The sequence below is a fragment of the Neolewinella maritima genome, assembly GCF_923081025.1.
Lineage (GTDB): Bacteria > Bacteroidota > Bacteroidia > Chitinophagales > Saprospiraceae > Neolewinella > Neolewinella maritima.
Genome location: NZ_CAKLPZ010000001.1, coordinates 474,993 through 489,941 on the forward strand (window position 1 = coordinate 474,993; position 14,949 = coordinate 489,941).

Here is a 14,949-nt window from a genome sequence, read left to right on the forward strand (position 1 = left end):
CCTATCTTCGCCCTATGGCCACCCCTACAGAAGAAAACTACCTCAAGGCGCTGCTCGCCCTGACCGATGCCGAGGGCAAGGCCAGCGTATCCGGACTGGGGCAGGCCCTGGGCGTGAGCACCCCCTCGGTGACCAGCATGGTGCGCAAATTGCACGAGCGCGGACTGGTCGAGTACGCCCGTTACCAGCCCCTGCGCCTCACCCCCGCCGGGCGTAAGGCCGCCGCGCTGGTGGTCCGCAAGCACCGCCTCACGGAGATGTTCCTGGTCGATATGATGGGCTTCGGCTGGGAGGAGGTGCACAATATCGCCGAGCAGGTCGAGCACGTGGACAGCCCCTCCTTCTTCGCGCGGATGGATAAGCTCATGGGCCACCCCAAGTTCGATCCCCACGGCTCACCCATCCCCGACACCGAGGGCAGCATCCACGACCTGGATCACCGCCGCCTGGACGAGTGCGCGGTCGGCGAGACCGTCACCATCAGCGGACTCAACCACTCCTCCAACGACTTTCTCCACTACCTCAACGACCGCGACCTCAGTCTGCACACCGAGCTGACCGTAGTGGCCCGGGAGGCCTACGATGGCTCCCTCACGGTATCCTACGTCGGGCATCCGCGGGAGGTGCTGAGCCAGGTGGTGGCTAGTAAGCTTTTGGTGGGGTAAAGGGGGGGAGAGGAACCTACCACACCCAACCCACCCCCACCCGCGGCGTCACCCCCAGCGTACTGAAGCCCGTCACCTCCACGAACTTGCTATCGGTTAGGTTGCGCACCTCGCCAAAGACCGTCAGGCTGCGGTCGCGCAGGAGCTTGTACTCGGCGTAGGCATTCACGACCAAATAAGCGTCCAGATCGGGGCGAATGGGGATGAATTGCTCGTCGAAGATCAGGTCCTGCCGCTCCCCGACGTAGGTGCCCGACAGGCGGGCGGTAAAGGGGGAGTCGGCGGTATAGGTAAGCCCTAGAAAGCCCGTGGTCCGGGGCCGGCGGGGGAAGTCCTCAGTCTCGGTCACTCCGCCAGTGTCGTTGATAGCTTTGAGCCGGCCCTTCACGTAGCTCAGGTTGCCACTGATGGCGACGCGCTTGCTCAGCAGAGCCTGTGCTTCCAGTTCTACGCCGCGGTCGCGCTGCTCGTCGCGGTTCCGGTAGCCGAGGGTGAAGTCGTATACGATCAGCTGCTCGATCTGCCGCTGGAATACGCTCAGGTCGATGCGGTAGCGGCCGCGGGCGTCGGCCAGTCCCGTGCCCAGTTCCACCGAGGTAGATACCTGGGGTTGCAGGTCGGGATTGGCGCCGAAGGGACCCCCCAGCTGGTCCAGCGTAGGACTCTGAAATGCGCTAGCCACCGACCCCCGCAGGCTCCACGGCTCGGTCAGCTGCAGGCGGGTGGATAGCGAGTAGTTGCTCTGCCCCCCGAAGGCGCTGTGGTGGTTGTAGCGGTAGCCCCCCTCCAGCAGCAGCCGCTCGGTCGCCTGCCAGCTGAGCTGGAGGTAGGGGGCCAGGTTGGTCGCATCGAGGGTGTCGGCCGCGCCCGCCTCGCCGCGGAGGGATTCATAGCGCACCTGCGTCCCCGCCGTAAGGGTGAGCTGCTTGGCCAGTAGGGTAGTGCCGAAGGCGTCGCCCTGCTGTGCGCGTCCGCGAAAGGGGCTCTCCCCGAAGGCTGCGTCGTCGAATACCCGGTCGGTAGCGGCGTAGGTGTAGCGCGCGCCGAGGCGGTACTTGTCCTGCACGTAGTCGACGGACAGGCTCGGCAGCCACAGTTCGTTGGTGTAACTGTTGTCCGCATCCTGGAAGGAGCCGGCATCGTAGTCGCCGTCGAAGCTGGCGCGGCGCAGGGCGGGCCGTAGCGTGAGCGCCGGGGTGGGGCGGTAAGTAAGGCTGGCGGTGTAGGTCTGCCGCGTGGCCCCGTCGCGATCGAAGTCATTTGTAGAGAAGTCCGGTTCGACGGCCTCACTCAGTCCCTGGGTAGTAAAAACATCGTAGCCCACGCGGTAGTCGAGTTTCTCGGTACGTCCGGAGACGGCCACCTGCCCCTCGTAGGTCCCGTAGCGCTGGGCGGCGGCGCGCAGGTGCAGTTTAAATGGATCAGGGGCGGTCTGCTTGTTGGTGATGAGATTGATCACGCCGGCCACCGCATCCGAGCCATAGAGCAGCGAGCGGGCACCGCGCAGGATCTCGATGCGTTCGATGCCGTCCAGCGAGAGCAGCCGTAGGTCTACCGCTCCGCCCAGGGAGGAGGGGTCGATGAGGGGCTGGCCGTCGACCAGGATCAGGGTGTACTGGTTGCCGCCGTTGCGCAGGAAGATGCTGCGGTCCTTGCCCGGGTTGGCGTAGGCGCCGTTGACCACGATACCGGCCTGCTCGTTGAGTAGCTGCGCCAGATTGGCCGAGCGGGCAATGGTGGCCGAGTCGATCACGGTCACCTTATCGGGCGAAGCGGCCAGCGGGCGGGCGTAGCGGGCACCGGTGACGACGACTTCCTCCGAGGTGGTGGAAAGGGCCGGGGCATCCTGGGTCAGGCAAGGGGTTAGGGGGAGAAGGACTAAAGGGGTTAAGGTTAGGGCGAGGGCTAGGAGGCGCTGGATCATGGGGGGGCAAGGTGATCGGCGCGGCGGGCACGGGGCGTAGCACGGGGTGATCGGGACCCGTCTGGCTGACGGTCCGAACCTAAGGGCTACGCTCCCCGCCCTTTCGCACCGAAAGGCTACAGGATATGGCGCGACGGGGCAGGTCTTCTGGCTCACCCCCCGATGGGTATCGGGGTACCGCCCGCCTTCCCAGACGCTGAGGGCGTCCAGTGGCATCGTGAGTGGTACCCGCTTGGGGGCTTACAGCTGCGGGGACAGCTCCGGATTTCCACCGGATTCCCTTACCGCGTTGCACCGGCGAAGGTAGCACAGTAGTCCGTTTATCGGCCATTCCATATTTTACCGCCGGGCTCTACTTACCTTGAGTGTGCTAAGGATAAGGCCACCCCTAGTATACTGGCCTCCACGGTACCCGCCCGGGATGGGCAGCCGGACTAAACCTCTCGTGATGACTATATACCGACTTATTATTTTGTGCGTGCTGCTGGGCGGGGGGCTCCTTTACCCCACCACCGGATGGGCGCAGACGGACACCGCACCGCAGTCGCTCACCGTAAGCGGGCGCATCACGGATAGTGGGGACGAGCCGCTGATCGGAGCTACCGTAAAGGTCGTCGGTACCACCTCGGGCACCGTGACCGACTATGAGGGCAACTACCAGCTGGAGGTACCTGGTGCGCAGGATACGCTGCTGATCACCTACATCGGCTTCGAGCCGCAGCGGGTGGTCGTCAACGGACGCAGCGTGATCGACATCGTGCTGGGGGAAGACTTCGCGCAACTGGACGAGATCGTCGTGGTCGGCTACGGCTCGGTCCGCAAGAGCGACGTAGTGGGCTCGGTAGCCAGCGTAGAAGTTGACGACGCTACGTCCATCCCCACGACCAACGTAGGGGAGATGCTGCGCGGCCGTGCCGCCGGCGTGCAGGTCAATCTGGCGGATGCCCGGCCCGGCGGCAACTCGAATATCGTGATCCGGGGCAAGGTCTCGCTAGTGGGCAACGACCCCCTGATCATCGTAGACGGGGTACCCTACGACGACATCAATAACGTAGCCCCCGAAGACATCACCTCCATCGAGGTGCTCAAGGATGCATCGAGCCAGGCTATCTACGGGGCCCGGGCGGCCAATGGGGTCATCCTCATCACTACCCGGCGGGGCCGCGAGGGGCGGGTGCAGGTCGACTACCACGGCTACACCACCACCCAGGAATTGACCAAGAACTTCGACTTGTTCTCGGGGCCTGAGTTTGCCCAGCTGCGTCGGGAGGCACAGCGGACGGAGAACAACGACGAGTACTTCGACGATCGGATCATCTTCGAGCCCCAGGAGCTGCAGTCGCTGGAGGAGGGCAGCTTCGTCAACTGGGAGGACCTGCTGATCCAGAACGCCGTGATCCAGAGCCACTCGCTAACCCTGGCGGGGGGTGGTGAGCGGACCAAGTACTACTCCAGCTTCAACTACTTCGACCAGGATGGTATCATCCCCACCTCCGGCTTCCGGCGGGGTGCGGTGCGGCTCAACATCGACCAGCAGATCACCGATAAGATCGATCTGCAGGCCAACATCAACTTTCAGAAGAGCGACCAGGACCGCGAGTCGGGCTCGATCAACTACATCACCATCTCGCCGCTGGCCCGCCCCTTCGACGAGAACGGCAACATCGTCAAGTTTCCGCTCGGGGAGGGATCGACTACGGTGAGTCCGTTGTGGAACATCCGCGAGTCGGACAACCAGATCGAGACCACCCTGATCGACCTCAACTTCGTAGGCAACTACGAGCTGCTGCCCGGTCTGAGCTATAAGCTTAATACTTTTTTCCGCAACCGGGCGACCAATCAGGGGATTTACCGGTCTACCCAACACTCCGAGGGCGACGCCGATATCCAGGGCCTGGCTACCCTGGGCAATGAATTCTACCGGGAATACCTGGTGGAGAACATCGTCAACTACGTCCCCTCCATCAACGAGAATAACGAGCTGGACTTCACCTTCGTGCAGGCTACCAACCAGCGTAATAATGAGGAGTCGACCGTCACCAAGTCCGGCTTCCCGAACGATGCGCTGAGCTTCAACGGCAACGCCAGCGAGATCCGGGGCAACACCCGCGACGTGAGCCGCCGCCGACTGGTGTCCTTCCTGGGCCGTGCACGTTACAACTTTAACCGCCGCTACCTGCTCACGCTGACCATGCGGGCCGACGGCTCCAGTGTATTCGCCGAGAACAACAAGTGGGGCTACTTCCCCGCCGCGGCCGTAGCCTGGAAGGTGCACGAGGAAAGCTTCCTGCGGGAGTCACGCGCACTGACCCAGCTCAAGGTGCGGGTCAGCTACGGCGCCACGGGCAATGAGGGGATCAACCCTTCCGAGTCGCTGGGTCTGGCCGACTACCTGCCCTACACCTTCGGCGGTACCACGGCGGCCGGATTCTCGCCCCTGAGCCGCCTGCCGAATCCGAACCTGAAGTGGGAAACCACCACCACCCTGAATACGGGAGTCGACTTCGGCTTCTGGAACAACCGCCTGCGGGGCACGGTGGAGTTCTACCAGTCCAGCACTACGGACTTCCTGCTCGACCGCGTACTGGCGGGCACCACCGGCTTCGAGGTCACCCGCTTCAACATCGGTGAGGTGGAAAACCGCGGCGTGGAGCTGACGACCAGTTTCGACCTGGTACGGAGCGATAAGGTGCGCTGGAACCTCGGCGCGGTGTGGTCGCGCAACCGCAACGAGATCATCAGCCTGGACGGCAGCGTGGACGACGACGGCCGGCCCATCGACTTCGTTTCCCAGGGCCTGTTCATCGGTGAGCCCATCGATAACATCCGTCAGCGGGTATTCGACGGCATCTTCCAGAACGAAGAGGAGATCGCGGCCTCGGCCCAGCCCGACGCCATCGTGGGTGACATCCGCGTACTGGACCTCAACGGTGACGGAGAGATCACCACCGACGACCTGCGGATCTACCGGGAGAATCCCGACTGGTACGGCTCGCTCAACACCTCGGTGACCTGGAATAACTTCGACCTGTTTGCCGACGTCTACTTCGTCAGCGGCGCCCTGCAGCTCAATCCCTACCTGGCCGACTTTGCCCTTGGGGGCACGCTACAGGGATCGCGCAATGGCATCCGGCGGGAATACTATACGCCCGAAAGCCCCAGCTCGGTAGCGCCGCGGCCGCGTCCGGGTACGCCCAGTAACCTATTTGCCCTGGCGGTGCAGGACGCCAGCTACATGCGCCTGCGCACGCTGACCCTGGGCTACACCCTGCCGCGCACCCTGCTGGATAAGATCCGGCTGCGCAACACCAAAGTATACTTCACGGGTACCAACCTGATTACCGTCACCGACTACCTCTCCTACAGTCCGGAGAACAACCCCGGCGCCTTCCCCGATGCCAAGGGCTACACCTTCGGACTCAAGATCGGACTATAAGCCCCCCCACGGCGGAAAAAACCTACGCATGAACCATCTACTTAAATTCGGACCGGCACTGCTGCTTCTGCTGCTGACGGCCTTCTCCTGCCAGGACTTTCTGGAAGACGAACTGCTCTCCGAAACCTCGGCCGACTTCCTCTACAGTACCCCCGAGGGACTGGAGGGCGCCGTCGTGGGCCTCTACAACCTCAACCGCTCCTACATCGAGCGGGGGGCGGGCAACAACGACCACCGCGCGCTCATCATTCAGGCGAAGTCTGACCTGACCACCGGTCGGGCCGGCGAGGTGGCGCTCTACGCCCGCCTGGGCTGGGGGCGTGACTTGAGCACCGGCGGACTGGGCGGCTACAGCCACTACTGGCGCAACTTCTACCGGGTGATCGACCGCAGTAACGCCGTGATCGCCGCTGCCGATAACGTAACGTTTCCGGACGGGGAGGAAGCACGCAAAACGCAGCTCCTGGCCGAAGCACGGGCCATGCGGGCCAATGCGTACTTCATCCTGTACCGCCTGTTCAATAACATCTTCATCACTTCGGAGGCCACTACGCCGGAGAACGTCTTTGACCTGCCGCAGGACAAGAGCTCCTCCGAGGAGATCTTTGCCCTGATCAACAGCGACCTCGACTTTGCCATCGACAACCTGGCGTGGACCACGCCGGACTTCGGGCGCTGGACGCAGGCTTCCGCCCGCCACCTGCGGGCCAAGACCGCCATGTGGCAGGGCGACTGGGCCGAGGGAGCCGCCCAGGCCGAGGCCGTGATCGGAAACGAGAATTATTCCCTGCTGTCCGACACGCGGGACGTGTTCGCCGGAGACCTGAACCATTCGGAAACCCTGTTCGCCATTCAGATCGAGGACGGGGTGATCGGTGGCGGCACCCGCAACCAGATTCACTTTAGCGTGATGGCCAACTACTTCGAGATCCCGGGTATCGTGCGCAGCAACGACAATGGCGGTCGGGGTGCCGCCCTGCTTATCCCCAACAACTACCTGGTCGACCTGCTCGCTGAAGATGAGGGCGACACCCGCGATGACGGCACCTACATGATCACCGCCTACACCTACAACGATCCGGCCACCCTGCCGGACGGGGTCGAGATCGGAGATACGGTAGACCTATACGATCGCGACAGCGAGGACGCTAACAATTACACCCAGTACTACAAGACGATGAACCCCGGGGTGCTCAAGTTTCAGCAGCGGGATGCCGACCCGGACGAGGCCAGTACCTTCAAGAACATCATGGTGTATCGCCTGGCCGAGACCTACCTGATCGCCGCCGAGGCCCACATGCGGCAGGGGAATACGAGTCTGGCGCTGGACCGGATCAACGCCATCCGCGAGCGGGCCGGCGCGGCACCCTATACCGAGATCGATCAGGAACTGCTGCTAGAGGAGCGGGCCCGCGAACTGTTCTTCGAGGGACAGCGCTGGTATACCCTCAAGCGCATGGGTGTGCTGGTGGACTACATCCGCGACCACGCCGCGAACGACAACCTGGTCAACTTTGCCCGGGAGCGTATCGAGCCCAAGCACGTCAACTGGGTGATCCCGGAAACGGAGCTGGACCTGCTGGGTGCTAATTACCCACAGAACGAAGGCTACTAATGTCGCTACCATTCCCCAATGTCTACGTCCTGCTGTGTGCCTGCCTGTTGCTGTTCGGTGCACCGGAGGGCAGGGCGCAGTCGCTGAAGGTGATGACGTACAACGTCCGCCTGGATGTCGCCAGCGACAGCCTGAATGCCTGGCCGCACCGTCGGGACTTCCTGGCCGATCAGATCGAATTCCACGCGCCGGACGTACTGGGCACCCAGGAGGGTACGCCCGGACAGATCGACTGGCTCGACGAACGCCTGACCGGCTACGCCCGCATCGGTGAGGGCCGCGAGGGCGGGCACCGGGGGGAGTACTCGGCGATATACTATGACCGCCACCGCCTGGCCGTGCAGCAGTCGGGAACCTTCTGGCTATCGGAAACACCCGATACCGTCTCGGTGGGCTGGGATGCCGCCCTGCCGCGCATCGTGACCTGGGGGCGCTTTAGGGATCGCGATACCTGGCGTGATTTCTACGCCTTCAATACCCACTTCGACCACCGGGGGGAGGAGGCGCGGCTGCGCAGTGCGGAACTGATCCTGACCATGATCGACTCGCTCAATCCGGACGGGCTACCCTTCGTACTCACTGGCGACCTCAACTTGACACCCGACAGTGCGCCGCTACAATTACTCTCCGATACGCTCACCGATGCCTTCGTGGCGGCTCCGGTCCGGCTGGGGCCGGCGGGCACCTTTACGGGCTTCGACTACGGTGCGCCTGCGACGCGTCGCATCGACTACATCTTTGCCGGTCCGGGGGTAGAAGTAGTGAACTTCGCCACCCTGACCGATGCCATCGACGGGCGCTATCCCTCCGATCACTTTCCCCTGCTGGCTACCCTGCACCTGCGGCCGCGCCCACTGATCATTGCGCACCGGGGGGCCAGTGGCTATGCGCTGGAAAACTCCCTGGACGCCTTTCGCAAGGCGGTGGAACTGCGGTCCGATATGATCGAGCTGGACGTATTTACGCTGAAGGACGGGGAGGTGGTGTGCTTTCACGACGGGGGGCTGCAGCGGCTGACCGGCGTGGAGGGGAAGATTACGGATTACACCCTGCCGGAACTCAACCAGCTGACGCTGAGCGATGGCTCGCGTATTCCGCTCCTACGGGATGCTATACGGGTGATGGACAAGCAGCTGCGGCTGAACGTGGAGCTGAAGGGCCCCGGTACGGCCGAGCCGACCTACCGGATCCTGCAGGAAGCGATCCGGGAGGAGGGGTGGAAGATCGAAGACTTCCATATTTCCAGCTTCCGGCACGACGAGCTGCGCAAGATGCGGGAGCTGGACGAGCGTATCGAGATCGGTATCCTGCCACACGGCTCGCCGGTGGCTGCCCTGGAGGTGGGCCAGGAGGTGGGAGCGTACTCCATCAATGCCTATCAGGGGAGTCTGACGGAGGAAACCGTAGCCGCGATCCACGATGCGGGCCTGAAGGTGTTCGCCTGGACGGTCAATGACCACGCCGAGATCCGCCGGCTGCTGGACCTCGGGATCGACGGTTTTATCACGAACTACCCCGACCGGGTGCAGCGGTTGGCGGCGGAATAAATACGACGGAATGCGATTCCTTACGCTAATTACCTGCTTGTTGCTTGCCGCCTGTACGCCTACCCGGCAGGGGGAGGCGGTGGCGGACGATACGCCCCCCAATGTGCTACTCATTGTAGTCGATGATCAGGGCTACGCCGACTTCAGTCCCTTCGACAACTACGGCGGCGCGGCGCATACGACGAGTATGGCGCGGCTGGCGGCGACGGGCACGGTATACTCTCAGGCCTACGTGAGTGCACCGGTGTGTAGTCCGAGCCGGGTGGGTATGCTGACGGGGAAGAACCAGTTTCGCTGGGACGGGCCGGCCAGCTGGGGCCCCGGACTACCGCAGGAGGTGAAGACCATTGCTGAATACCTGCGCGGGGCCGGCTACGCGACCGCCCGCATCGGGAAGAACGACCTAGGGCGCAACTTCCACGCCAAGTACGCCGAGCGGGAATATCCCCTGCGGCACGGCTACGACGAGTTTCTGGGCTTCAACGCCCACGCCCACGACTTCTGGCTGCTCGATAGCACGATCCGCGCCCGGACGCCGGACCCCTACGGAACCAGTGCCGTGCTCGGTCCGCTGCTGCACAACGAGGGGGAAAAGAGCTACGGGGAGGGCTACCTGACCGACATCCTGACCGACGAGGCCATCGCGTACCTGACCGACGAGGAGCGTGGGGAAAGTCCCTTCTTCCTTACCCTGGCCTATAACGCGGTACACCACCTGATCCACGAAGTACCGCAGCGCTACCTCGACCTGTACGATGTGGCGCCCATCGACAACTACGACCCGGCCGATAGCCTGGCCTACGGGCAGCATCCGGTGGGCTCGTACTCGGCCTACTACGACAAGTACTCGCGGCTCGGTGCCATCGAGGAAGATCCCCTGCGGCGGTACTACCTGGCCAATCTGCACTGCCTGGACGATAATATCGGTCGGCTCCTCGACGCCCTGGAGGCCGGGGGGCTGGACCGCAACACCATGATCGTATTTCTGTCCGACAACGGGGGCTCGCCGCTGACGGGGGCCGACAACGCGCCGCTGGCCGGAGGTAAGTACTCTCTCTGGGAGGGCGGCATCCGCGTGCCGCTGGCCGTGAGTTGGCCGGGCCACGTAGCGGCGGGGGTGCGGGAAGACCGGGTAGTTTCGGCCCTGGATATTCTGCCTACCGTAGCCCGGGCGGCGGGAGTGGCACTCACTGATTCTACCCTTGACGGCCGCCTGCTGGAAGAGCCCGACTCGGATCGCTTACTGGTCTGGAAGTGGCAAAAGACCTGGGCGGTACGCCGGGGCGACTACAAGCTGACCAATACCGACGAGAACCACTGGAAAAGCCGGCCCTCGGCGCAGTACATCGCGCCCATATCGGACAGCCTTACCCTCAAGCTATTTAATCTGGCCGACGACCCGGGGGAGCGCAGGGATCTTTCTGCCGAGCTGCCCGATAAAGTGCGCGAACTGGAAGCTGCCTACCAGCGCTGGTGCACCGAGCACTTGGAGCATTATTAGCAGGTAAGTAGATTCGTCACCATTTTTTTGTAGCTTAGTTTAACGGTACTACATTACCGTTGCAAACCCCTCAACATATAAACCATCACGTTAATCGATCTTACTATGAAATCAATCTTTACCCTTTTTGCCTTTTTGCTCCTCGGTGGTCTTGCCGCCCAGGACCTCGAGGAAGGCCTCGTCATGCATTACCCCCTCGATGGTAACCTGACCGATACGATCTCCGGCGAAACCGCCGAAAACAACGGTAACCTAACCTTCGAGGCCGGACTGCTGGGGCAGGCCGTGCGCTACTTCAACCAGGATGCCTACTTCGTCACACCAGCGGGTAAACTGCAGGTGGGGCCGGAGGCCGACGGAGGCACCGCCGGTACCTTCGCGCTGTTCGTCAACCACCGGGCCGCTCCCCTGGAGACCGACCGGCAGAACTACATCGCTCAGAAGAATGGTTGCGGTCCTGAGGACAATAACCGCGGTCGCGTAGTGCTGTACCGCCAGAACCCTAACAATGAATCCGATCCGGACAGCCTGATCTCCTTCATCTCCGGCCGGCCCCTGCGGACCAACTACAAGCTCGACTCGGCGGAGACCTGGATCCACCTGGCCCTAACCGTTGACCCGGAGATGCGCGAGTGGGCCTTTTACGTGGACGGCCAGGAGACGGCCCGTGACACCTTCACCGGCACCACCCAGGCGGAAAACTCCTGTGGTGAGTTCGTCATCGGTCACCACCTCACCTTTGAAAACGAGACCCAGACCTTCGACGGTCTCATGGATGATCTGCGCTTCTACAACCGTGTGCTCACCCAGGAGGAGATCGACCTGCTAGCTAACCAGGGGGGCAATACCTCCACCCGTCCAGCCATCGTAGCCAACTCCTTTGCTCTGGCCCCTAACCCGGTCACCACCGGTGAGGCGATCAACCTGACTATCGACCGCTCGGTATTCGCTCCCGGCACTTCCCTGCAGGTCAATATTACCGACCTCAGCGGACGCACTGTACTCACCCGCATGTACGATCGGGCTGCCCAGCGGCTCAGCATCGACCACGCTCTACAGGCCGGCGTGTACGTGGTGACCCTGACCGACGGACAGCGGATGGCCGCCGAGCGACTCGTCGTCCGGTAGTAGTGCCTACATGAATGTTCACGCTGCACTCCTGCTGCTCGGGCTGCTGACGGTATGCTCCTGCCACCGTCCGCAGCCCCTGCTCCAGGAGGCGGCAGCGAACTGGACACTCCACGGCGATGCCGACTGGACAGTGAACGCTGATGCGTTCACCGGCCGGGTCACCGACACCGTTGGCTACGTAATCACCGAAGCCTCCTACACCGATTTCGAGCTGGAACTGGAGTTCAGGCCAGACAGTACGGTCAACTCCGGGATATTCATCCGCTGCCGGGGCGCGGCCCCAACCGCTACGGACTGCTACGAACTCAATATTTGGGATCGGCACCCCCAGCCCGAGTACCGGACCGGCGCGATCGTCACCCGCTCACGCCCACTGGCGTACGTTGAGACGATCGGCCGCTGGAACACCTACCGGATCAGGGTGCAGAGCAACCGCATCCGCGCCTGGATCAACGGTACCCCCACCGCCGACCTGATGAACGATGAGCTAGCCGGTGGCTATATCGCCCTGCAGGCTAGCGGGACGGGGGTGGTAGCCTTTCGTAGGCTGCAGATTCGGGCGTTGTAGGTAAATCATTGGCTCAGTACGCCCACCTGAGTAAAAAAGGCTATTACCTGTGGGTCAGTTTCCAGTCGCCGCTCGAAGGCTTCGATGTGCGCCTGATTCCATTCCTGATGCTCCGCCCCCGCCCGTAGGCTTTCCGGCGAGTCCTCGAGTTGTAGGAGTCGCATAGAACCGTTCTGTAGGGGTACAGCCAGAATAGTCCGCCCGTAAGCTAGGTCGAAGTACCGCTGGTTGACGATGGCAAAGTTGGCCCCGTCAGCAAGAGACATCTGTACAAAGTCTACCTCCCCTACGGACGTCAGCCGCTTACCGGTAGTGAGGTAATGCGGATAGTTACGGGAAACAAGGTGGAAGGTGCCGCTGTCGTCGTCCGGGCGGTCGGTCAGGATGTAGATCGTGCAAGAGGTCTGGTAATAGGCCAGCGAATCCTCCATGGGGTGCGGCCGGTAGGGACCGTGGGCATAGGCCATGGTGGAACCAAAGATGCTGCGACCAGCTACTCGCAGTACGGTAGTACGTACACTCCCGTAGCCATAGTCGTAGGCCGGCACGGGGATCGGCCAGAAGCTGAGCGCCGGCTGCACTTCCGTAGAGTCGTAGCGATAGGCACTAGGCTCCAGGCTTAAAAGTTCCCGGTCCCACAGGCTGGAGTCGGCACGGTTGCGGGCGTACCGGGCGGCATCTTGTGGGGTCCAAAGACTATCTGACACCGTTTGGGCGGGAACGCAGGTGCAGAGAAATAGGGCGAGTAAAAGGGATACGTACTTCATGGGGTGCTTTTCCACAAAGAAGCCGACTAACCTAGGAGACCGCCTCGCCCTGGGGGGTGGAAAACAGGACTAGACCGGGGTGGAAATCAGCTCCACCCGCCGGCTCACCCCCAGTTTACGGTAGATACTATTGACGTGCGTCTTGACCGTCGATACGCTGATGAAGAGCTGGGCGGCAATCTCCTTATTCGAAGCCCCGCTGCGGATGAGCTCGTACACTTCCCGTTCTTTTTGGGAAAGCTCTGCCGCTTGCTCCAGAGCTTCCGGTCTCCTAGTCGGTGAGATGGGGCGTCGCCACAACCGCCACATCAGGTAGCCGCAGAGGAATACACTGACGGTGAGTGCCGTTGCTAGCCAGTGGGTTCGTACCTGCAGGCGATCGTAGGCCAGTGTACCGTACTGCGCGGCCACCGCATCGTGGTAGCTAGAACTTAGTTCGGTCGTTTTGACCGCTTCTCTTGCTGCGGTAGCTTCCTGCAACCGGATGGCGGGTGCCTCCAGCCGACCAAACGCATACAGCTTCACGTAGGCATCCACCGTATCGGAGGCTAAAAGATCGCGCAGATAAGTCTGCCGGTGGTGGAGGTCGAGTTCATCTTTCCGGTTCAGGTCGGTAGAGTAGGCGCTTACATCAGTGTAGCGGTCTGTGTATTGCTCCGTATTGTTGATACTACGGGTGGCTGCCGTACCTCCGGTCACCTTCAGGCCATCCACGCGTAGCGTATCGCCCGCCCCCAACAGTACGGTCAGGTAATGACGTTGCGCGAAATTCATGCTGACGGGCGGGGCCTGGCGCATCCGGTACCGCAGCCGGTAGAAGCTCCTATGGGTGGGTAGGGTAGCGGGTTCAATGCGGAAGTAGCCCGTACTATCCACTAGTACCGGCGGTAAGATCATATAATCGGCGATGGTGAGAATATCCTGCGGCGTATCGAGTACATCGAGGTGTACTAACTGACCGCGGTAAGTCAGGGGCGCGTAGCCCTCGATGAGCGTCTGGGCGGGAAGGACTCCGCTTATCACCACAAAAATAAGAAGTAAGAGTAGCCGCACGCGGGCTAAGGTAAGGATGCTAGCATATGAACTAAACTTCGCCAGGCAGTACGTAAATTAGTAAGCCTATCACTTAGCACCAAATGCTCACACCATGGCGCTGATCATCCAACACAACACCCGGCAACTGGCCCACAACTGGTGGGCGATCCTACTGCGCGGCATCGTAGCTCTATTGATTGCCGCAGTCACCTTCATCGTGCCCGAGGCTACCCTGATCGCGCTGGTAGTCCTCTTCGCGGTTTACGCGCTGCTCGACGGCGTGTTCCTGCTCGTCATCGGCTTTCGCGGCCGCCGGGAGCGCCCCCGCTGGTGGGTACAGATCGTACAGGGCCTGCTCAGTATCGGGGCGGGTATCGTGGCCCTCACCAATCCACAACTGGTGGCGCTCTTCTTCCTCTACCTGGTGGCCGCCTGGGCCATCTTCACGGGCGCCACCGAGATTATCGCGGCCATTCAGTTGCGCAAGGAGATCCGGGGGGAGTGGCTGCTTATCCTTTCCGGACTAGCCTCCGTAGCTCTCGGGATCATCCTCATGGCGCTGCCCGCTGCCGGACTGCTGGTCTGGTTGTACCTGATCGGGGGCTTCGCACTTATCTCGGGCATCTTACTGATCGTCCTAGCACTGCGCATGCGCAAGCTCGATGCCCCGGCAGTGACGGTGGAGGAGGTAGAGGTAATCCGTACGTCGGGGGAGTAGGCCCACCCCAGTAGCGCGCTACCGGGGCGGGTGCTTTGTGAA

At 62.2% G+C, this 14,949-nt stretch carries 11 protein-coding genes and 1 riboswitch; of the genes, 8 read left to right on the forward strand and 3 right to left on the reverse strand.

Annotation, left to right across the window (positions count from 1 at the left end; genetic code table 11):
- Positions 1-14 precede the first annotated feature (14 nt).
- Entirely contained in the window at positions 15-665 is a 651-nt protein-coding gene (locus MJQ68_RS01970) for a metal-dependent transcriptional regulator (RefSeq protein ID WP_238749298.1), read from the forward strand.
- A 16-nt stretch (positions 666-681) separates the two neighbouring features.
- Here MJQ68_RS01970 and MJQ68_RS01975 read toward each other — a convergent pair whose 3' ends face one another.
- Complete coding sequence (locus MJQ68_RS01975; protein ID WP_238749299.1) at positions 682-2,589, reverse strand: TonB-dependent receptor plug domain-containing protein; 1,908 nt, start codon at positions 2,587-2,589, stop codon at positions 682-684.
- 120 nt (positions 2,590-2,709) lie between these two features.
- Positions 2,710-2,915, reverse strand: a riboswitch (cobalamin riboswitch).
- Between the two features lie 122 nt (positions 2,916-3,037).
- Here MJQ68_RS01975 and MJQ68_RS01980 point away from each other — a divergent pair.
- From MJQ68_RS01980 to MJQ68_RS02005, 6 genes are all read left to right on the forward strand, one after another.
- Complete coding sequence (locus MJQ68_RS01980; protein WP_238749300.1) at positions 3,038-6,025, forward strand: SusC/RagA family TonB-linked outer membrane protein; 2,988 nt, start codon at positions 3,038-3,040, stop codon at positions 6,023-6,025.
- A gap of 28 nt (positions 6,026-6,053) precedes the next feature.
- Positions 6,054-7,640, forward strand: a complete 1,587-nt coding sequence (locus MJQ68_RS01985) for a RagB/SusD family nutrient uptake outer membrane protein (RefSeq protein ID WP_238749301.1) — start codon at positions 6,054-6,056, stop codon at positions 7,638-7,640.
- On the forward strand, positions 7,640-9,187 hold the full coding sequence (locus MJQ68_RS01990; RefSeq protein WP_238749302.1) for a glycerophosphodiester phosphodiesterase family protein: 1,548 nt from the start codon (positions 7,640-7,642) through the stop codon (positions 9,185-9,187). The genes MJQ68_RS01985 and MJQ68_RS01990 overlap by 1 nt, the downstream gene beginning before the upstream one ends.
- Before the next feature lie 10 nt (positions 9,188-9,197).
- Positions 9,198-10,688: a sulfatase family protein gene (locus MJQ68_RS01995; RefSeq protein WP_238749303.1), complete on the forward strand. Its 1,491-nt coding sequence runs from the start codon at positions 9,198-9,200 to the stop codon at positions 10,686-10,688.
- Positions 10,689-10,793: 105 nt separating this feature from the next.
- A complete protein-coding gene (locus tag MJQ68_RS02000; RefSeq protein ID WP_238749304.1) occupies positions 10,794-11,816 on the forward strand; it encodes a LamG-like jellyroll fold domain-containing protein in 1,023 nt (340 codons plus the stop codon).
- A 10-nt stretch (positions 11,817-11,826) separates the two neighbouring features.
- Positions 11,827-12,387, forward strand: coding sequence for a 3-keto-disaccharide hydrolase (locus MJQ68_RS02005; RefSeq protein WP_238749305.1), 561 nt, complete (start codon positions 11,827-11,829; stop codon positions 12,385-12,387).
- A 5-nt stretch (positions 12,388-12,392) separates the two neighbouring features.
- Here the strand turns inward: MJQ68_RS02005 and MJQ68_RS02010 are convergent, their stop codons facing one another.
- Both MJQ68_RS02010 and MJQ68_RS02015 read right to left on the reverse strand, forming a co-directional pair.
- Positions 12,393-13,154, reverse strand: coding sequence for a hypothetical protein (locus MJQ68_RS02010; protein WP_238749306.1), 762 nt, complete (start codon positions 13,152-13,154; stop codon positions 12,393-12,395).
- A 69-nt stretch (positions 13,155-13,223) separates the two neighbouring features.
- The gene (locus tag MJQ68_RS02015; protein ID WP_238749307.1) at positions 13,224-14,207 is read right to left on the reverse strand and encodes a helix-turn-helix transcriptional regulator; all 984 of its coding nucleotides are present in this window, start codon (positions 14,205-14,207) and stop codon (positions 13,224-13,226) included.
- 94 nt (positions 14,208-14,301) lie between these two features.
- Between MJQ68_RS02015 and MJQ68_RS02020 the strand changes: the two genes are divergently transcribed.
- Complete coding sequence (locus MJQ68_RS02020) at positions 14,302-14,907, forward strand: HdeD family acid-resistance protein (RefSeq protein ID WP_238749308.1); 606 nt, start codon at positions 14,302-14,304, stop codon at positions 14,905-14,907.
- The last annotated feature ends 42 nt before the right edge of the window (positions 14,908-14,949 follow it).